The 18,177-nt window shown below is 69.4% G+C and carries 18 protein-coding genes; 4 read left to right on the top strand and 14 right to left on the bottom strand.

Annotated features, from left to right (window positions below; all coding sequences use genetic code 11):
* Nucleotides 1–820: 820 nt before the first annotated feature.
* On the bottom strand, nucleotides 821–1,450 hold the full coding sequence (gene gmk / locus FMQ63_RS34360; protein WP_011554692.1) for a guanylate kinase: 630 nt from the start codon (nucleotides 1,448–1,450) through the stop codon (nucleotides 821–823).
* Nucleotides 1,447–2,325: a YicC/YloC family endoribonuclease gene (locus tag FMQ63_RS34365; protein WP_011554693.1), complete on the bottom strand. Its 879-nt coding sequence runs from the start codon at nucleotides 2,323–2,325 to the stop codon at nucleotides 1,447–1,449. The genes gmk and FMQ63_RS34365 overlap by 4 nt, the downstream gene beginning before the upstream one ends.
* Nucleotides 2,326–2,409: 84 nt before the next feature.
* Here FMQ63_RS34365 and FMQ63_RS34370 point away from each other — a divergent pair, with 84 nt between their 5' ends.
* The gene (locus FMQ63_RS34370; RefSeq protein WP_020478489.1) at nucleotides 2,410–3,504 is read left to right on the top strand and encodes a glycosyltransferase family 9 protein; all 1,095 of its coding nucleotides are present in this window, start codon (nucleotides 2,410–2,412) and stop codon (nucleotides 3,502–3,504) included.
* 4 nt (nucleotides 3,505–3,508) lie between these two features.
* On the opposite strand, the gene FMQ63_RS38805 is transcribed toward FMQ63_RS34370, so the two are convergent.
* Genes FMQ63_RS38805 through FMQ63_RS34415 form a run of 10 tightly spaced genes read right to left on the bottom strand, consistent with a single transcriptional unit; the run spans nucleotide 3,509 to nucleotide 14,609 of the window.
* Nucleotides 3,509–3,697 (bottom strand): Trm112 family protein, encoded by a 189-nt coding sequence (locus tag FMQ63_RS38805; protein WP_081436799.1) that lies wholly within the window; start codon nucleotides 3,695–3,697, stop codon nucleotides 3,509–3,511.
* A 3-nt stretch (nucleotides 3,698–3,700) separates the two neighbouring features.
* Nucleotides 3,701–4,189, bottom strand: coding sequence for an adenylyltransferase/cytidyltransferase family protein (locus tag FMQ63_RS34375; RefSeq protein ID WP_011554696.1), 489 nt, complete (start codon nucleotides 4,187–4,189; stop codon nucleotides 3,701–3,703).
* Nucleotides 4,186–5,199, bottom strand: coding sequence for a bifunctional heptose 7-phosphate kinase/heptose 1-phosphate adenyltransferase (locus FMQ63_RS34380; RefSeq protein ID WP_026114176.1), 1,014 nt, complete (start codon nucleotides 5,197–5,199; stop codon nucleotides 4,186–4,188). The genes FMQ63_RS34375 and FMQ63_RS34380 overlap by 4 nt, the downstream gene beginning before the upstream one ends.
* A 31-nt stretch (nucleotides 5,200–5,230) precedes the next feature.
* Entirely contained in the window at nucleotides 5,231–6,424 is a 1,194-nt protein-coding gene (lpxK, locus tag FMQ63_RS34385; protein ID WP_011554698.1) for a tetraacyldisaccharide 4'-kinase, read from the bottom strand.
* On the bottom strand, nucleotides 6,421–7,449 hold the full coding sequence (locus tag FMQ63_RS34390) for a glycosyltransferase (protein ID WP_011554699.1): 1,029 nt from the start codon (nucleotides 7,447–7,449) through the stop codon (nucleotides 6,421–6,423). The genes lpxK and FMQ63_RS34390 overlap by 4 nt, the downstream gene beginning before the upstream one ends.
* Before the next feature lie 4 nt (nucleotides 7,450–7,453).
* On the bottom strand, nucleotides 7,454–8,461 hold the full coding sequence (locus tag FMQ63_RS34395; RefSeq protein WP_011554700.1) for a glycosyltransferase family 4 protein: 1,008 nt from the start codon (nucleotides 8,459–8,461) through the stop codon (nucleotides 7,454–7,456).
* Nucleotides 8,458–9,741, bottom strand: a complete 1,284-nt coding sequence (locus FMQ63_RS34400; protein WP_011554701.1) for a 3-deoxy-D-manno-octulosonic acid transferase — start codon at nucleotides 9,739–9,741, stop codon at nucleotides 8,458–8,460. Before FMQ63_RS34400 ends, FMQ63_RS34395 begins: the two co-directional genes overlap by 4 nt.
* A 22-nt stretch (nucleotides 9,742–9,763) precedes the next feature.
* A complete protein-coding gene (locus tag FMQ63_RS34405; protein WP_011554702.1) occupies nucleotides 9,764–10,912 on the bottom strand; it encodes a PHP domain-containing protein in 1,149 nt (382 codons plus the stop codon).
* A 17-nt stretch (nucleotides 10,913–10,929) separates the two neighbouring features.
* A complete protein-coding gene (locus FMQ63_RS34410) occupies nucleotides 10,930–12,714 on the bottom strand; it encodes an ABC transporter ATP-binding protein (protein WP_011554703.1) in 1,785 nt (594 codons plus the stop codon).
* Between the two features lie 2 nt (nucleotides 12,715–12,716).
* Nucleotides 12,717–14,609, bottom strand: a complete 1,893-nt coding sequence (locus tag FMQ63_RS34415) for a DUF4388 domain-containing protein (RefSeq protein WP_011554704.1) — start codon at nucleotides 14,607–14,609, stop codon at nucleotides 12,717–12,719.
* A gap of 50 nt (nucleotides 14,610–14,659) precedes the next feature.
* Here FMQ63_RS34415 and lpxB point away from each other — a divergent pair, with 50 nt between their 5' ends.
* From lpxB to FMQ63_RS34430, 3 genes are read left to right on the top strand one after another with little or no spacing between them, the layout of a single operon-like run.
* Nucleotides 14,660–15,811, top strand: a complete 1,152-nt coding sequence (gene lpxB, locus FMQ63_RS34420) for a lipid-A-disaccharide synthase (RefSeq protein WP_011554705.1) — start codon at nucleotides 14,660–14,662, stop codon at nucleotides 15,809–15,811.
* Nucleotides 15,812–15,828: 17 nt separating this feature from the next.
* The gene (locus FMQ63_RS34425; RefSeq protein WP_011554706.1) at nucleotides 15,829–16,533 is read left to right on the top strand and encodes a polyprenol monophosphomannose synthase; all 705 of its coding nucleotides are present in this window, start codon (nucleotides 15,829–15,831) and stop codon (nucleotides 16,531–16,533) included.
* A gap of 12 nt (nucleotides 16,534–16,545) precedes the next feature.
* Nucleotides 16,546–17,172 carry a MarC family protein gene (locus FMQ63_RS34430; RefSeq protein WP_011554707.1) on the top strand — a complete coding sequence of 209 codons (627 nt, stop codon included), beginning with the start codon at nucleotides 16,546–16,548 and terminating at the stop codon, nucleotides 17,170–17,172.
* Here the strand turns inward: FMQ63_RS34430 and FMQ63_RS34435 are convergent.
* Together FMQ63_RS34435 and FMQ63_RS34440 are read right to left on the bottom strand one after the other, a co-directional pair.
* Nucleotides 17,165–17,632, bottom strand: a complete 468-nt coding sequence (locus FMQ63_RS34435) for a hypothetical protein (RefSeq protein ID WP_011554708.1) — start codon at nucleotides 17,630–17,632, stop codon at nucleotides 17,165–17,167. The genes FMQ63_RS34430 and FMQ63_RS34435 overlap by 8 nt on opposite strands.
* 29 nt (nucleotides 17,633–17,661) lie before the next feature.
* On the bottom strand, nucleotides 17,662–18,177 hold a 516-nt coding region (locus FMQ63_RS34440; RefSeq protein WP_141276939.1), incomplete at its 5' end, for an OmpA family protein.

Raw genomic sequence — 18,177 nt, forward strand, 5'->3', positions numbered from 1 at the left:
CTCGCTGATTCGTTACAGTGCTGCCGGCTGCGCTTCGCAGCGCGACCTGGCTGGCACCGTCTTAAGAAATTGACTGCGGTTTCCGCAATCTAGCTTCTTCTTGGGCTTGCTATTTGGTTTTCAAAGAGCGAGTCGCTTGTCCTGCCAGCGACTTCTTGCTACCATCTTCTTCGTTGCTGCCTCGCCGTCTTTTTTCTGCCCGGCGGGGTGTCAGCTTCTATTTCAGTTCGGCGTCTTTTATCAAGCTACTTTTTCGCCGTCCTGCTGGCTTCCGGAGTCCTCAGCGCCGCCCAGTGGCTTCCGCTGTTTTCTTCCGGAGGGGCGCGGCTTCTACCACCGCCGCATCTCCTGTCAACCTACTGCGTTGACCGCCGTATTCCATATTTTCGCACTGACTCGCTCGAAGTACCTTCCGCACCAGTGTGCGGGCTTCTTTGCGAGGGGCGCGGCTTCTATCACCGCCGCGTTTCCTGTCAACCACTGGAGCGCCTCACTCCTGCCCACTCCCCTACCACCCACCCGTTGGCCTACTGCACCTTTCGGTCGACCGCACATCGAGCTTTTCAAACGCTCCGGACCTGGCGAGCATCCCCATTCACGAGAAACTCGGACCAGGTCCGCGGTCTTATCTGAACGCCATTCAGAGAACCAAAACACCCACGCGCCTGATTCCGCTCCCGATGGAGACGGGACATGTGAGTAACCGCCACCCGACGGACGCCTGTGTGACGCCCGCGCAACGCGGCGAGGTGTGGCCGCTTATCCACCAAGAGATCGGACTGCGCAAGAAGTTTGATTCTGAGCACTTGCGCCGCGGTGGTCAGCCGCCGATTCCCAGGCCCAGCTTCGACACGTCCACACGTTCGCGCCGGCAACGTTCGGCCACCACCACCGAGCGCAGGTCACTGAAAGCACGCTCGAAGTCGTCATTCACGACCACGTAGTCGTAGGAAGCGATACCCCGCTCGATCTCAGAGCGAGCCGCCAGCATCCGGCGCCGGATGGTCTCGTCGGAGTCCGTCTGACGATCCCTCAGGCGGCGCTCCAACTCTTCCATGGACGGTGGCAGCACGAAGATGGTCACTGCATCCGGGTGCTTGCGCTTGATGGCCTGCCCGCCCTGCACGTCGATGTCGAAGATGGCAGCGCTCTTGCGGGCGCGCGCCTCATCCACCACCGACTGGGGGCTTCCATAGAAGTGGCCATAGACCTCTGCCCACTCCACGAACTCGCCGCGCTCGATCTTCGACTGGAAGGTCGCGACGTCGACGAAGTTGTAATCCACCCCCTCGCGCTCCTTCCCCCGAGGCCTTCGGGTGGTGACGCTGATGGAGAACACCGCATCCGGCGTCTCCTTGAGGAGCCGGTGCGCGAGGGTGGTCTTCCCCGCCCCGGAAGGAGCGGAGAGCACGAGCAACAAGCCAGGCGGGAGCACGGTATTCGCGTTCATTCGACGTTCTGCACCTGTTCGCGGATGCGCTCGACCTCGGCCTTCATCGCCACCACGCGCACGGAAATCTCGGCGTGCTGGCTCTTGGAGCCGGTCGTGTTCACCTCGCGGTGCATCTCCTGCACGAGGAAATCCATTCGGCGGCCAGCGGGCTCGTTGCTGGCCATGAGGGCCCGGAACTGCTCAAGGTGGCTCGCCAGGCGGGTGACCTCCTCGGCGATATCCGTGCGCTCGGCGAAGAGCGCCACTTCCTGGGCCAGCCGCTGCGGGTCCACCGCGACGCCGCTCGCGAGCTCGGCAATCCGGTCGGTGAGCCGCTGCTGGTACTCCTGCACGGCCTTCGGAGCGAGCTGAGCCACCTCCTTGCTCCACCCTTCCAGCAGCTTCACCCGGGCATCCAGGTCGGCGTAGATGGCTTCGCCTTCGACCTGGCGCATCTTCTCCAGCGCCGTGAGCGCCTGGTCCAGCGCCGCCTGGAGCGCCTGGGAGGCGGAGTCCAGCTCCACGCCCTTCTCTTCCAGACGCACCACGCCGGGCTGGTTCGCCACCTGCGACCAGGCGACATCTCCCGGCAGGCCCAGCTCGCTGGCCAGCTCTCGGAACGCGCGCACGTACTCCCGCGCCAATCCGAGGTCCACGGTGGGGACCGTCCCCGACGCGGTGGGGGCCTGCCGCTTCACCAGCAGTTCCACCGAGCCACGGGCGAGCCGGTCCTTCACCTGCTTGGACACCAGCGGTTCCTGGGACGACAGCTCCCGGGGAAGACGAACCTTCACTTCACAGAACTTGTGGTTGAGCGAGCGCAGCTCCACGGAGACTTCTTCGTCCCCCACGCGCGCGCGGCCCGCGCCAAACCCCGTCATGCTCTTCAACATTGGGCGGTTGCTAGGGGCTTTCGAGGCCGAGGTCAAGCCGCGCGCTTGCGCCGCCCCCAGTTCTGTGTAGGGTCCCGCCGCGAGATGTCCTGGCACAAGCGGCTCGAATTATGGGCGAAGCTGACACTGGCGCTCGTGGCGTCCGCCCTGCTGTGGCGCCCGGGCCGCCGGCGGCGTCCTGGCACCCCACTTCCTGGTCCTCGCAAGGTGCTGCTCGTGCGGCCCGACAACCGCGTGGGCGAGGCGCTCCTCACCACGCCGTTGATGCGCACCCTCAAGGCGCACCTCCAGTCCGCGCCCGAGGTCCACGTCCTGGTGCACGCGAAGGTCGCTCGAGTCCTGAACGGCCACCCGGACGCGGACGTCATCATTCCCTTCGACCGGCGCAGAATCTGGATGGGCCCCCTTGCCCCCGGCATCGCCGCGCTGCGACGTGCCCGGTATGACGTCGTGGTCGACTGCGCCAACTGGGAGTCGCCCTCCGTCACGAGCGCGCTCGTGTCCCGGCTCGCGGGTCCCGAGGCCGTCGTCATCGGTCCAGACCTCTGGCCGGTGTCCCGTCTGCACTCCCTGCCCGTCCCCGCTCGCACGGACACGCGGAACGAAGCCGTTCAACGCACGCACCTGCTGACCCCGCTCACGAACGGCGCAGTGGCGCGTGTTTTGTCCTTCCGCGAGCCCTCCGTGGGCCCGGCCATCCGCGCCTATCTGGACGCCCTGGCCGGGAAGCCCTTCGCGGTCATCAACCCCGGTGGTCGGTTGGGACCTCGGCGGATTCCACCCGCGGCCTTCGCCGCCGCGGCTCGGGCACTGGTGGCGCTGGGGCGTACCCCCATCGTCACCTGGGGCCCCGGCGAAGAAGCGTTGGCACGAGGGGTGGTGGAGGCAGCCCCTGGCTCCGAGCTCGCGCCTGCTAGCAACCTGGACGAACTGGCTGCCCTGATGCGCGCAGCCGGCTTCACCCTCTGCAACAACACGGGGCCCATGCACCTGTCCGTCGCGGTGGGTGCTCCCACGCTGGCCTTCTTCCTGCGGATGGACATGGAGCGCTGGGGCCATGCGTACGCCCCCCACCGCATGGTGGACCTCACCCCTCTGGTTGATGGTGCGGGCGGTCAGGGCTTGGAGGAGCGGGCCGCCGAAGAGGTCCGGACGTTCGCAGCGAGCCTCCCCTCCTGAGGCTTCATGTCCCGGACACGGGAGGCTCCGCCACCGCGTGTTCGGGGGCCAGCCTGGGGATTCCCTCTTCCACGGGCCAACTCAGACGGCACGGCGCGCAGGTGACCCGGGTTTGAGCCTCCTGCGCCTGAAGGGGGGCCTTGCAGTGAGGGCAGCCCAGGACGGCCCACACCTCCTCTGCAATGAAGGCCACCGGCTACCCCGACCCCTCGCGGCCCAGGCGCCGGGCCAGGTCCGTGGTGCTGTGGTCCTTCGGGTCTCCTGAGACGGCTGTCCGCCCACCATAGGCGCGAACTTCGTCGGCCTCGGGGATGCTGTCCGGGGTGTAGTCTGTGCCCTTCACGTGCACGTCCGGCTTCAACGCCCGGATGATGACGCGAACGTTGGACTCGTCGAAGACGATGACCCGGTCCGTGCAGGCCAGCGCCGCGACGAGCTCCGCCCGCTCGCCCTCGGGGATGTAGGGCCGGCCGGGGCCCTTGTAGGCCCGGGTGGAAGCGTCCGAGTTCACCGCCACCACGAGGACATCCGCCAGGGCCCGCGCCCCTTCCAGGTACCGGACGTGCCCGACGTGCAGCAGGTCGAAGACGCCATTGGCCAGCGCCACCGTGCGCCCTTCGGCCCGCCAGCGCTCACGCTCCTCCGCCACCTTCGCGAGCGATTGGATTTTCTCGAGGGTGCTCATCTCGCGCTCCGAAGCTCTTCGAGCAGTTCATCGCGGGACACCGTCGCGGTGCCCGGCTTCTGCACCACCAACGAGCCCGCCACGTTCGCCAGCCGCGCCGCATCGCCGAGCGAGGCCTTCGCGGCCAGCGCCAGGGCAAACGTCGCAATCACCGTGTCTCCCGCGCCCGTCACATCCACCGCCGCCTTCGCGCCATGGACGGGGATGAGGTCCACGCCCCCGTCCGCATCGAAGAGCGCCATGCCATGGCGGCCTCGCGTCACCAGGAGCGCGCGGCACTCCAGTCGCTTCAACGCGGCGTGCCCCGCCTCCAGCATGTCCTCCTGGGTCCGCACGGGCCGCCCCGCGAGCGCCTCCAGCTCCGGCTCGTTGGGCTTGCAGACCGTGAGTCCCGAGAAGGATGACAGGGCATAGCGGCTGTCCACACACACGGGCATGCCGTCCGCGGCCAGGCGACGCAGCACATCGCGCACCTCGTCCCCCAGCACACCCGCGCCGTAGTCGGACACCACCACCGCGTCCGCGTCCTGGGCAGAGGCTTCGACCTGCCGCGCCAGCGCCTTGCGCATCTTCGGGGGGAGCGCGCCTCGCTGGCCTCGGTCCAGCCGCAACATCTGCTGCCGCGTGGTGCTCACCCCACCGGCCAGGATGCGCGTCTTCGTCTCCGTCTCGATGTCGCGACCGCTCACCGCGTCCAGTTGGATGCCGGATTCGGCACAGAGGCGGCGCAACTCCTTGCCCATCTCGTCCTGGCCCAGCGCGCCGACGGCGGAGACCTGACCGGACAGGGCTCGCACGTTGGCCGCCACGTTGGCGCCACCTCCGAGCTTCACCTCCGCGGACTCGTAGCGGACGATGAGCACGGGCGCCTCCCGGCTCACCCGGTCCGTCTGTCCATAGATGTAGTGGTCGGCAACGAGGTCGCCCACCAGCAACACCTTGCGGCGGGCAAACGCGTGCGGCAAGCGGGCGAGCGACGGCATCGAACGAACGGGCGAGACTGCGGCCATGGCGGCGGTTTGTCCCACAGCCGCCCCCACCTCACAAGCCGCGCGGAGCATCCTCCAGTCCGAGCGCCCGCCGCAGATGGGACTCGCCTTCCAGAACCTCGACCCCCAGGCGGACCACCCAGGCCTCGAAGCCCTGGGGTAGACGCACCGCGTCCTTTTCCGTCGTCACCACCCGGGCCCCCAGCCGCACCGCTCGCGCCTGGACGTCGCGCAGTTCGTCCGCGGTGAAGCGATGGTGGTCCGGAAACAACGCGGCATCGCGCACGTCCGTCCCGAGCGACTGCAGGGTCTTCAGGAAGCCCCCCGGCCGGGCAAGGCCCGCCAGAGCGAACACGGGCTGTCCCGTGAGCGCCGTCACGGGATGAAGGTTGCCCTCCGGGTCCACCCAGGCCGTGGGCCGATAGCGAGTCCTCACCCTGGGAATCCCCGGGCTCGAGGGCAACCACCCGCCGAGCGTGTCAGAGAAACGCTCCGACCGCGCCTCTGTCGGCACCAGGAGGTGCGTGGTGGATTGGGGCGTGCGCGTGTCCTCGGGCCTCATGACGGGGAGCACAGCAGCATCCGAAGCCGTGGCGGGTGCCCTGAGCCAGAAAAGCGTCGCGCGGCGGAGTGACGCCGGGGGCTCACGCAGCGGCCCCCTGGGAAGCATGTGGCCGTTGCCCAGCCCCACCGACTCATCCACGACCACGAAGTCCTCGTCTCGCGCGAGGCGGCGATGCTGGAACCCATCGTCCAGCAGCACCGTGTCCAGGCTGAAATCGTCCCGCGCACGGTAGGCACTCGCGACTCGGTCCGAGCCGACGAAGAGCCGGACCTGGGGACAGCGACGCGCCAGCAGGAGCGGCTCATCACCCGCGAGGTCCGAGGAAGGAAGCGGCTCCGTCCCGATGAAGGTCAGCGGCTCACGCGAGGCGCGGCCATAACCGCGCGTCAGGATGCCCACCTTCCGGCCCGCTTGGACCAACTGCTCCGCCAGATGGAGCACCGCGGGCGTCTTGCCCGTACCCCCCACGTTGACGTTGCCCACGGAGATGACCTTGAGCCCCTCCACCCGCTCCGCGCGCAGCAGTCCCGCGTCGAAGAGCGCTCCCCGTACATGCACCGCGGCCGCGTACGTCCACGACAGCAACGTGAGCGGCGACAGCAGGGCGCGGCGGCCCCAGGGCTCCGGCGACGGCGGGTAGAACACCCGCTCGATGGCGGTGGGGGCATCCGGGGACGTCACGGGGTGCGCCTCGCTCGCGCGTAGAGCGCGAGGACCTCCGCGGCAATCTGCTCGTTCGTCGGGTGCCGCACGGGCGCCCGCTGGTCGGACAGCGCCGCGGCGACCACGGCGTCCGGCGTCGGTCTCTCCACCCGCACATCCGTCAGGTCCGGCAAGGCGCCTTCATCCACCGCCACCACGCGGACGCCGCACGCACGGGCCTGGGCCGCCGCGCGGGCGCTCCAGTCATTGCCCAGGCCGAGCAGCCAGACCTCATCCAGCGCTCGCAGCCACCGCGCGAAGGCGTCCCCCTGTTGGTAGCCCGCGAACGTCACGGCATCCGCCAGTCCCAGGTCCTGGACCTGTTTGCGCGTCTGCTCCAGCAGGCCGCCGTCCCCCACGAGCACCAAGCGCGCCTCGGGCCGCTGCTTCCGATACAGGGCAAAGGCATCCACCCCCACCGCGTGCCGGCGTGAAGGCTGGAACGTGGAGACCATTCCGATGACGGGTGTGCCTTCGAGCCCGAGCTCTGCGCGCAGCGACCGCGCGTCCGGCGCAGGCTGGAACCGGGCGTCCACCAGGGCTGGCAGTACCTGGGCCGTCGCGCCCTTCTCCAACAGGCGGGGAAGCAGTGCGCTCGCGGGGACCGTGTAGGCGTCCGCGGCCGGGAGCGAGGAGCGCAATGAGCGCGGAGCGTGCAGCGAGCGAACCAGGACGGCGCCTGAAGGCCGTCCCCACCTCGCCAGCAGGTGGTCATGACTGAAGTGCGAGTGGACCACGTCCACCGTCCGCGCCTTCAAGCGGCGCAGGTCGCGCCACATCCGCCACGGTGGGGACTTCACGGACAGCTCCAAGCCCCCTTCGTCCAGAAGACCGAGCTCCTCGAAGCGCGGAGCCGCGGGCTCCTCGGCCAGCACCTCCTTGCGCCGGCGGTCCACCGCCACCGTGACGTCGTGTCCCGCGGCGCGCTGCGCCTGGGCCAGGAGCGCCACGTTCTCGGCCGGGCCGCTGTAGAAGGGACTCGCGAGCAGGTGGAGGATTCGCATCCGGTCAGCGCTCCACGGTGGCCCGGTACACGTCGGCCAGGGCTCGCGCCTCGTGCTCCACGCCACACCGACGCCGGGCCTCCTCAGCCGCGTTCTGGCCAATCTGCCTGGCGCGCTCGGGCTCTCGCATCAGCATGTCCAGCAGCTCGCGCAGGCCCTGGACATCTCCGGGTTCGAAGAAGAAGCCCGTGCGGCCGTGCTCGATGAGCGTGTCCAGGTACGGCAGCTTCGAGGCCACCACGCAGCAGCCCGAGGCCATGGCCTCCACGTGCACCAGCGAATAGCCCTCCGCATACGAGGGATGCACCAGGATGCTCAGCCCCTGATACCAGGGCTCGATGACGGACTGCTCGCCGGGCAACGCGATGCGGTCCTCGATGCCCGCCATCTGCTGATTCAGCCAATCCAGGTCCGGCCCCTTCGCGAGCCCGACCAGCACGGGTTGCCAGTCGGGGTGCGCGGGCAGGAGCGGGCGGATGGCCTGCACGAAGTCCCCCTGCCCCTTCTCCTTCCGGATGCGTCCGATGACGCCGATGCCGTAACGCCCACCCAGGCCGAGCTTGCGCCACGCCGCGTCCCGGTCCTCGGGCGGGTGGAAGCGCGTCAGGTCGATGCCATGCGAGACGACCGTGGACGGCAGCGCGATGACGTCCGCGACCTGCTTCGTCAACGAGACGAGCGCATCCGCGCCCCTCGCGATGAAGCGGGTGAAGCCGCTGGGCGCCATCGAGGTGTGCCGGGTGAAGACGAGGCGGACCTCTCGGCCCAGCAGCTTCAGCAGCATGCCCACCAGGAGCTCGTTGTTCCGGTGCGCATGCCACACCACGGGCTCGCGGCGCAGCCGACGGAGCAACTCCGGCCAGGTGATTCTGGGCAGCCCCTCACTCAAGCCCGAGCCGATGACGCGCGTCTCCGAGCCTGAATCCCGGACGAGCGCGGGTACCACCGTCTCCACGTGGCGCGTCACGCCCGTGTAGCGGTGGTGGAAATGCGGATGGACGATGAGTGTCATCGCGGGTCCGGCCTCCCGTGCGGAAACAACGTCGTCATCGCCTCCGCGTTCCTTTCACTGGCGCCCGAAATACGGCCCACCGTCTCCAGCGCCTGGGCACCCAGGCTCGCGAGCCGCTCCGGTGATTCGAGCAGCGACACGAGCGCCTGCTCCAAGGCCGCGGCGTCCTGAACCTGGAGCCCACCCTGCCCTGTCAGCAACGCGACACTGTCCCGGAAGTTGTCCATGTGCGGCCCGTAGAGCACCGGCTTCCCCTGCCCCGCGGGCTCCAGGATGTTCTGCCCGCCGCGCGTCGTGAACGAGCCGCCGACGAACACCACCGTCGCCAGCCGGTAGGCCCTCGACAGCTCGCCGATGGTGTCCAGCACCACGACCTGGCCCCGCTCCGGATTGCCCTGCGAGCGCAGCCCCACGCTCAGTCCCGCCTCGCGCGCAAGCGTCACGATTCGCGCCGCCCGGTCCACGTACCTGGGGGCAATCACCAACCGCAGCTCCGGCCACCGCTCGCGCAGCCGCGCGTACACCCCCAGGAGCTGGGCTTCCTCGCCCTCATGGGTGCTTCCGGCAATCCATACCCGCTCGCCCGGCGTCAGGCCCAGCGCCGTGCGAAGGTTCTCGTCCTCGGGCACCGGGCCCGCGGCGAGCGCGTCGAACTTCGTGTTCCCCGTCACCTTCACCCAGTCCGGCCTGGCACCGAGCTGCCGCGCACGGACGGCTTCGTCCTCCTCGCGCATGAGGAGGAGGTCCAAATCCCGCAGCGGGTTGCCGATGAGGCGGAACAGCGTCTGGTACTTCCCGACGTTCGCGGGCGAAAAGCGCCCGTTCGTCATCACCACTCGCGCCCCACCCCGCTTCGCCGCGCGGATGAGGTTGGGCCAGATTTCGGTGTACTCCAGCACCAGTACGTCCGGACGGATGGCCCGGACCGCTCGCCGCGTCGCGCCCCAGAGGTCATAGGGCACGTAGACGACCCCGTCGATGTCGTTGGCCAGCCGGCCCTTCGCCATCGCGTAGCCGCTGTCCGTCATGGTCGACAGCAACAGGCGGCAGCCCGGGAAACGAGCCCGCAGCGGGCCGAACATCGGCGAGAGGGCCAGCAGGTCCCCGGCGCTCGCGCCATGCAGCCAGAGGACGGGCCCGTCCCCGGGAGGCAGGTGGCTGTGCGGGCCATAGAAGCCCAAGCGCTCCATCAGCCCATGGCGCGTCTTCCGGTGCAGTGCGAGCACCGGGAACAGGACTGCGAAGAGCAGGTAGGTGACGAGGACGTAGAGGACGCGCATGGGCGGCTGGTCGCGCCGTCTATCAGATGCCCGGCCCCGGGGGCAGCACGCGCACGGGGCTGGGCACCAACCAGGGCCGCCATTCCGTCCCGAAGAAGCGCCCGGGTGCCCGCACCCACACTTCCACCTGCGCCACCCCCGGCTCGGTCAGCTCGACGGACCGGCCGTCCGCCCCCAGGCGGGCGCTTCCCCACACCCGCACCTGCACCGACTCCGCGTCGGGAAGCCCCGGGAGCCGGACGGTCAGCGTGTCGCCCACATGCGCTTCACGCCGCACACCGTCCAGGCCCTCCAATGCGAAGCCCCCAGGCTCCCCCAGGGCGCGGAAGGCGCACAGGGACTGACCACCGCCCAGGGCCCGGCTGACCTGCTCCGCCGCTTCCTTCGCGTCCGGGGGCAACGGGAAGGGCACCTGTTCCGGTGGCAGGTACATGGCCAGGGATTCGAATACGGCCCGGTACGGCGGCAGGCCGTGTGCGTCATGTGCGCAGAACGCCACGCGCGGCCGCTCACTCGACAGCTCCAGGAAGCGGGCCGTGGGCTCCGACTCCGGCGCGACGAGCAACATCACGCCATGCACCGGGTTGGCCAGCGAGGCCCCCACCGCGGGCACCAGGCGACTCACCGGATTGCGCACCGCGTGCCGGAAGAAGGTGTCCGCCGAGTACAGCTCGAAGCCGGGCACCACCTTCGCGCTCGCCTCGTCCTTCCAGGGGTTGCGCTTCTGGACGGGGTGGGCCAGCACCGCCGTGCCTCCCGCCGCCGCCACGGCGCGCACCGCGTCGCCCGGCGGCATCCACGCGCGCATGCCCTCCAGCGGGCGCGACATGCCGAAGGCCACGAGGTGCCCGTCCGACGTCGAAATCTCCACGCCGGGCACCAACAGCACGCCCTGGACGTAAGCGGGCGCTCGGAGCGCGAAGTCGTTGTGGTCGGTGAGCACCACGAAGTCCAGGCCCGCCGCCTTCGCCGCCGCCGCCACCGCGTCCGGCGTGCCTCGCCCATCCGAACGCGTGGTGTGGACGTGGAAGGCCCCTCTCGCCCACCGGGGTGCTTCGTCCTTCGGGACCACCACGGGGTACCGCGCCATGGACGCCGAGAGCGCGAAGAAGCCCACGTACCCCAGGACCAGCAGCGCCAACCCCAGAACGGCCCGGAGCCCCTTCCCCACCGCTACCGTCAATCCGCTCACGCCGCGCCTCGCTCCGAGGAGCCCTCCGTCTGCATCCTCCACAGCGCCGCATACCGCCCGCCTCGCTGGAGCAACTCCGCGTGCGAGCCACTCTCGACGACGCGCCCCGCCTCCATCACGTTGAGGACGTCCGCGTTCACCACCGTGGACAGCCGGTGCGCAATCACCAGCGCCGTGCGGCCTGGAAGGACCGCCGCCAGCGCCGCCTGCACTTCGCGCTCGCTCTCCGGGTCGAGGCTGCTGGTCGCTTCGTCCAGCACCAGCACGGGCGCCTGCGCCAGCACCGCGCGGGCGATGCACAACCGCTGGCGCTGGCCTCCACTGAGCGCCACGCCCCGCTCGCCGATGCGCGTGTCATAGCCTTCGGGTAGTGCGCGGATGAAGCCGTCCGCGTGCGCCACCTTCGCCGCGGCCTCCACCTCTTCCCGCGTGGCGTCCGGCCTCGCGTAGCGCAGGTTGTCCAGCACCGTGCCGTGGAACAGCAGCGGCTCCTGCGTCACCAGCGCGAACTGGGCCCGGACGCTCGTGGCCGTGTACCGGTCCGCGTCCACACCATCCAGGAGGAGCTGGCCCTTCTGTGGCCGCTCGAAGCGCAGCAGCAGCGATGTCACCGTGCTCTTGCCTCCGCCGCTGCCACCCACCAGCGCCGTCACCTGCCCCGCCTTCAGCTCCAGCGTCAGGCCGTCCAGCGCGGGCCGCTCTCCATAGGCGAATCGCACGCCCTCGAACTGGATGCTCCGCGACAGGGTCGGCGCGGGCACCGCGTCCGGCGCGTCCTCCACTGGGTGCTTCATGTCGAGCAGCGAGAAAAGTCGCTCACCCGCCGCGCCCGCCTGCACCGCGAACTGCGTCACCCGGCCCAGGTCCTTCACCGGCTGGTACACCAGGATGACCGCCGTCAGCAGCGAGAGCAGCGCCTCCGGCTCCATCAGCCGCGCGCTCGCCGCATACGCCAGTGCGCCCGCCAGTGCCGCCGCGGCCAGCACCTCCATCAGCCCTGGCACCGCGCCACGCGCCCACGCCGCGCTCACCACCGCCTTCTCGTGCGCCTGCGCGAAGGCGGAGAAGCGAGCCAGCTCCGCCGCCTGCCCGTTGAAGGCCTGGATGGTGCGCAGACCGCCCAGCCCTTCGTGGAGCTGCCCCGCCAGGTTGCCGAGCTGCGTCTGGCCTTCCCGCGTGCGCTTGAGCACCTTGCGCGTCAGCTTCGAGGCCGGCAGCGCCGCCAGCGGAATCACCAGCAACATGAGGCCGCCCAACATCGGGCTCATCGCCAGCGCCACGCCCGCCAGGATGATGACCTGGAGGGTGTCGCGCAGGTACGAGCCCACCGTGTACATGGCCGCCGCTTCCACGGCGCTGACGTCCGAGGAGAAGCGGCTGAGCAGGTCCCCCATCCGCTCGCGCGCGAGCTGGGCGGGCGACAGCGCGGTGAGGCGCTGGAACAGGTCGCGCCGCAGGTCCTTCACCACGCGCTGCGCGAACAGGCCCATGAAATAGAACTGCGCCAGGTACCCCACGCCCTTCGCAGCGCCAACGATGACCATCACCAGCGGGAAGCCCCACAGGGCCGCCTCGCGGGGCAGGTCCGCCAACCAGGGCACGCGCTGCGCGCTGGCGAAGCCTTCTTCACCGCCCGACAGCAGGAAGCGCAGCGCCGGGCCCGTGAGATACGCGTACGCGCCCGTCGTCAGACCCACCGCCGCCATGCCGACGAAGGCGAGCAGGAGTACACCGAAATGCGGGCGCGCATAGCGCAACAACCGCCAGAGAATCGAATGCATCGCTAGCGCCCCACCTTGCGCAACGCCGCCTTCGCGAGCTGGGAGTACGGGTTGTACTCCAGCACCCGCTGCAGCTTCTTCCGCGCCAACGGCGCGTCTCCCAGGTCCATGTCGATGATGGCCGAGATGATGTGCAACCGCTCCACGTATGGCCCCAGCGACAGCGCCTTCTTCAGCACCTGCTGCGCCTTCTGCGCCCGCACCATCGGCGCCCCCGTGGGCATCCGGTACGTCGCCCAGGCGAGGAAGGGGTAGTACTCCGGCTCGTCCGGATTGAGCGACACCGCTTCCTCGAAGGCCTTCGCCGCCAGCGGGAAGTCGCGGCGCTTCAGGGCGGACTCGCCCCGGCGCAGCGCGATTTCCGCATCCACGACCACCGCCGCGTTCCGCCCCACGTCCATCCGGCTGAAGAGGTACTGGAGGTAGGCCTTGCGCTTCTCCTCCACGCTCAGCACCCGGTACGACGCGGACAGCCGGTCCTGCACCAACTCCAGCAGGTCCTTCAGGTCGGAGATGTCGAACTCGGCGTAGGTGTCCGGATGAAAGCGCATCGCCGTCTCGTGATAGGCGCGCTCCACCGCCTCCGCGTCCGCCGCGATGTCCAGCCCCAGCCCTCCGAAGTAGCTGCGGGTGATGATGCGCAGCGCTTCCTCACGCAGCGAGGCCGCTGTCTCGGGCGGCAGGGCCTTGCGCTTGCGCGGCGCGATCCGGTCCGGCAGCACCGCCGCGGACAGCACGTCCGTGCCCGTGGCCACGGGCGTCGAGGAGAACGTCACCCCACCCGTCAGCTTCAGGAACCACAGCAGCGAGTACGCCATGCGCAGCTCGCCACGCCCGTGCGCCAGCAGGTCCTTCAGCGCGATGCGGCCGTTGACCTGCATGGCGATCTTCAGGTCGTCCGTGTCCAGCCCCATGGCCTGCAGGTCGCGCCCGAACTCTTGTGAGCGCACTGGGTAGTCGCCCATGTGCGCCCGCAGCGCGCCCGCCATCACCCTCATGGTAAAGCAGCGGCGCGCGCCATCCAGCACCGGCGCCAGCGGCGGAACCTCCACCGACGCGACCTCCGACGTGAATTCGTCTCCCGCGTAGAAGGCGTAGCGGCCCTCGCGCATCCCCAGCACCCGCTCCACCCTGTCCCGGTTGTAGTCGCGCAAGAGCTGCAGCAGTTCCTCGCCCGCCGCCTCCACGCCCGCGTCCGCGAGCGCCGCGCCGATGCGCAGACCGGAGTCCAGCGCCTCCGTCACCCGCTGCGCCTGCTGCGGGTTGAGCACGTTCCGGGCAAGCAGGTAGCCAGGCAGCGAGTCCGCTTTCGCCGTGGAGTCATAGCTCACGGACCCGCCGCGCAAGAAGTACACGCGCCGGCTCAAGCCCCGGTGCGCCACCACGAGCACACCATCCCGGCGCAACCGATAGATGGAGTGGAACAGCGCCGGCAGGGGGTGGCCCTTCAGCGCGCCTGAATTGACGGCGGGCCGGGACAGCGTGGCCGCCAGCCCGGTGAGCTGCACCGCCTGCGCCGCGCGCACCAGAGCCTCCAGCCGGGGCACCAGCTCGCCCGGCTTGAGCGGGTCCGAGACATAGGCGTTCACCTTGAGGTCCAGCACCGAGCTCACGCCCCGCGCGCGCCCCAGGTGTCCCTTGTCGATGGCGACAATGGGCACCCTGCCACCCTGTCCGTGGCCTCGGATGAGATGCACCACGTGTGCGCCTTCCACGCGCGGAAGGTCCACCGACAGCACCACCACGTCCGGGTTGTCCGCCGCGAAGTGCTCCAACGCCGTCACCGGATCGTTCACCGCGCGAACGGTGTACCCAGCCTGGGAGAGCAGGCCTTTGAGGTGCTCGAGCGTGGGGGGATGGCTCTCGGCGAGCAGAAGCGTCTTCAAGGGGGCCACAGTCTACACCTTCACCCGCGCCCGCATCAGGTACGATGCGCGACTCTCACATGACGAATCCACCCCGCATCCTCGTCGTCGCCGGCGAGGCGTCAGGCGATACCCACGCCGCCGAGCTCGTCGCCGCCCTCCGGGCCCGCCGTCCCGACCTCACCTTCTTTGGCATGGGCGGTGCCCGCCTGGCCGCCCAGGGAGTGGAGCTGCTCTTCGACGCCCGGGAGGTGTCCGTCATGGGCATCACCGAGGTCCTGCCCCGGATTCCCCGCATCCTTCAAATCCTGAAGGGCCTGGCCGAGGCCGCCGCCGAGCGCAAACCGGACGTCGCCATCCTGGTGGACATCCCTGACTTCAACCTGCGCCTGGCCAAGAAACTCAAGGCGCTGGGGGTCCCCGTCGCCTACTACGTGTCGCCCATGATCTGGGCCTGGCGCCGGGGTCGGGTGCGCACCATCAAACGGTTGGTGGACCGGATGCTCTGCATCCTCCCGTTCGAGGAAGACTTCTACCGGGAGGCCGGCGTCAGCGCTCGCTACGTCGGCAGCCCGGTGGTGGAGCAGGTTCCCTCACCGGATACGGCCACGGCCTTCCGCGAGCGGCTGGGGCTGTCGAAGGACGCCCCCACACTCGCGCTGCTGCCCGGCAGCCGGATGGGCGAAATCCGCCGTCTGCTTCCCGACATGGTGGAGGCGGCGAAACGCCTCTCCGCCGAGCGGCCCGGACTCCAGGTCGTCGTCCCCCTCGCGCCCACCATCGACCGGGAGGAAATCACGTCCCGCTTCGAAGGCAGTGGCGTGACGCCCATCCTGGTAGAGGGACGGGCACCCGAGGTCGTGGGCGCCAGTGACGCCGCGGTGGTGGCCTCCGGTACCGCCGTCCTGGAAGCCGGGCTGATGCAGCGCCCCCTGGTGGTCGTCTACCGTGTGTCACTCATCACGTACTGGGTGGGCCGGTTGATGCTGAAGGTGGCCTTCGTGTCCCTCATCAACCTGCTGGCGGGCCGACGCGTCGTCCCCGAGCTGCTCCAGGGGGAGATGACGCCCGAGCGCATCGCCGAGGAGGTCCGCCGCGTCTGGATACCCGGTGCTCCCCGGGAGGAGATGCTCCAGGGGTTGGCGGAGATGCGCGGCCGGCTGGGCGAGACGGGCGCGGCCACCCGGGCGGCGGAGTCCGTACTGGAGCTGCTGCCCCCGGGCCGCGTTTAGGGTATGTCGGCCGGGTCATGAACCCAGCCCTGGTCTGCATCCCCACGTACAACGAGCGGGAAAACATCGAGGCCATCGTCCAGGCGGTGCTGGAGACCGACCCCCGGGTCGACATCCTCATCGTGGACGACAATTCGCCCGATGGCACAGGGCAACTCGCGGATGGGCTCGCCGCACAGGATTCGCGCGTGCGCGTCCTCCACCGCGAGAAGAAGGAGGGCCTGGGCCGCGCCTACCTCGCCGCGTTCCGTTGGGCCCTGGCCGAGCAGTACACGTACATCCTGGAGATGGACGCCGACTTCAGCCACGACCCGCGCTACCTGCCCGGCATCCTGGATGCGGCCGAGGCTGGCGCGGACCTGGTGCTCGGCTCGCGCTACGTCACGGGCGGCGGCACGGTGAACTGGGGCGTGGGGCGGCAGCTCATCAGCCGCGGTGGCAGCCTCTACGCACGGTCGATTCTGGGCGTGGGCATCCAGGACCTCACCGGCGGCTTCAAGTGCTTCCACCGCCGGGTGCTGGAGGCCATCGACCTGGATTCGGTGAAGAGCACCGGTTACGCGTTTCAAATCGAGCTGACCTACCGCACGCTGCGCAAAGGCTTCACCGTGCGCGAAGTGCCCATCGTCTTCGAGGACCGGCGCGTGGGTCACTCCAAGATGAGCAAGAAAATCTTCGCCGAGGCTCTCACCATGGTGTGGAAGCTGCGGCTCACGGTGTAAGCCCAGGCTGTCATGCCGGAATACGCGTCGCTGTTCCTCGTCTCGCTGTCGGCCATCTTCTTCGTGGTGGACCCCATTGGCGTCGTCCCGCTGTTCCTGGCGATGACGGCCGGGGACTCGCAGGAGAAGGTGCGCCGCACTGCCATGCGCGCCTGCCTGGTGGCCTGCGGGATGATGCTGTTCTTCGCCCTCTTCGGCGGCGTCATCTTCAAGGTGTTCGGCGTGTCGCTGGGCGCCTTCCGGGTGGCCGGTGGCATCCTGCTGCTCATCACCGCGTTGGACATGCTTCGCGCCCGCCCGGCGGAGACGCGCACCACGCCGTCCGAGGAACAGGAAGGCGTGGTGAAGGAGGACGTGGCCATCGTCCCCCTCGCCATTCCACTGCTGGCGGGCCCGGGCGCCATCGCCACCGCCATGGTGCTGATGGCCAAGGGCGACACGCTCGTCTCCGCCATCCCCGTGCTGGCCGCCGTCGTGCTGACGTTCGTGGCCAGCTACTTCATCCTCCGCGCCTCCGGGCTCATCCAGCGCGTGCTGCGCCAATCCGGCGTGGCCATCGTCGAGCGGGTGATGGGACTCATCCTGGCCGCCATCGCGGTGCAGTTCATCGCGGACGGTGGCAAGGAGCTGTTCAAGTAGGTCCGGGGATGGCCACCCACTCTGGGCCCTTGCGCTTCAGCAGGCCCTGCGGCTTGCCCTCCAGTGACAGCTCGTCGTGGCTGGCGCGGTGCGCGTCGTACGCGTAGCCGTCCTGGATCTCCTGCAGGTACACCACCACCGCGTCGAGCACGTTCTCCTGCACCACCTTGAAGGTGGCGTCGCCACAACTGGGCGCGTCACCGGAGAAGAAGCGCTCCAGCATCGCCTCCTCCGGACGGCGTACGTACACCACCACCGGCGCGGGCTCATCGCGACCGGCCGCGACGACTTCGCGGACGACCTGGGATGGCACCGGCTCCCGCAGCAGCCGGTGCACGAGCTCACACTTCTCAGCCTCCACGCCCTGACGCTCCGCGAGACGCGCCTGGTGCGCGCATCCCGTGCTCCCCAGCACCCCCAGCCCGAGCAACGCCCATGCCTTCTGGTGGAATCGGTCCATGCGTCCTTTCCTCTCCCTCGATGACTGCGCTACAGCTTCCGCCACCGCGGGGGGCGAGGCGCGTGCTGAAGCACCGGCTCCTCCACTGCGATGATGTATTCCGCGCGGCGGTTGCCCGCCTCCGCTGTCTCGTCGGGCGTCGCGACGGCCGGGGCCTCTTCTCCCAGCCCTTCGTAGTACACGGGCACCCGCAGCCCCTTCTTCCGGAAATAGGCCGCCAGACTCTTCGCCCGCCGCACCGACAGGTCCAGGTTCTCCGCCGCGGCCCCCACGGTGTCCGTGTGTCCCATCACGTAGAGCCGCAGCGACGCGAAGCGACCGTACTTCGTCAGCGCGTCCACGATGAGGGCGTGGCTCTTGTCCAGCTTGCCCCGCTCCGTCGCCGGAATGTCCGCTTGGCCCGAGGCGAAGTTCACCTCCTCGTGCGGAATGTCCACCTGCCACGGATACAGGTCGACGCCCGTGTAGAACTCCGCCGTGTCGAACGCACGGAGGGAGATCTTCATCACCCGCCCCTCCGCCGCCGGCCACGTCAGCTCCAGTGG

The organism is Myxococcus sp. CA005 (assembly GCF_006518205.1).
GTDB classification, from domain to species: Bacteria; Myxococcota; Myxococcia; order Myxococcales; family Myxococcaceae; genus Myxococcus; species Myxococcus xanthus.

What these genes read in the sequence shown, in the direction of transcription:
- gmk (WP_011554692.1), bottom strand. Translation starts at nt 1,450, where the DNA reads ATGAACGCGAATACCGTGCTCCCGCCTGGCTTGTTGCTCGTGCTCTCC.
- FMQ63_RS34365 (WP_011554693.1), bottom strand. Translation starts at nt 2,325, where the DNA reads ATGTTGAAGAGCATGACGGGGTTTGGCGCGGGCCGCGCGCGCGTGGGG.
- FMQ63_RS34370 (WP_020478489.1), top strand. Translation starts at nt 2,410, where the DNA reads ATGTCCTGGCACAAGCGGCTCGAATTATGGGCGAAGCTGACACTGGCG.
- FMQ63_RS34375 (WP_011554696.1), bottom strand. Translation starts at nt 4,189, where the DNA reads ATGAGCACCCTCGAGAAAATCCAATCGCTCGCGAAGGTGGCGGAGGAG.
- FMQ63_RS34380 (WP_026114176.1), bottom strand. Translation starts at nt 5,199, where the DNA reads ATGGCCGCAGTCTCGCCCGTTCGTTCGATGCCGTCGCTCGCCCGCTTG.
- FMQ63_RS34390 (WP_011554699.1), bottom strand. Translation starts at nt 7,449, where the DNA reads ATGCGAATCCTCCACCTGCTCGCGAGTCCCTTCTACAGCGGCCCGGCC.
- FMQ63_RS34395 (WP_011554700.1), bottom strand. Translation starts at nt 8,461, where the DNA reads ATGACACTCATCGTCCATCCGCATTTCCACCACCGCTACACGGGCGTG.
- FMQ63_RS34400 (WP_011554701.1), bottom strand. Translation starts at nt 9,741, where the DNA reads ATGCGCGTCCTCTACGTCCTCGTCACCTACCTGCTCTTCGCAGTCCTG.
- FMQ63_RS34410 (WP_011554703.1), bottom strand. Translation starts at nt 12,714, where the DNA reads ATGCATTCGATTCTCTGGCGGTTGTTGCGCTATGCGCGCCCGCATTTC.
- lpxB (WP_011554705.1), top strand. Translation starts at nt 14,660, where the DNA reads ATGACGAATCCACCCCGCATCCTCGTCGTCGCCGGCGAGGCGTCAGGC.
- FMQ63_RS34425 (WP_011554706.1), top strand. Translation starts at nt 15,829, where the DNA reads ATGAACCCAGCCCTGGTCTGCATCCCCACGTACAACGAGCGGGAAAAC.
- FMQ63_RS34430 (WP_011554707.1), top strand. Translation starts at nt 16,546, where the DNA reads ATGCCGGAATACGCGTCGCTGTTCCTCGTCTCGCTGTCGGCCATCTTC.
- FMQ63_RS34435 (WP_011554708.1), bottom strand. Translation starts at nt 17,632, where the DNA reads ATGGACCGATTCCACCAGAAGGCATGGGCGTTGCTCGGGCTGGGGGTG.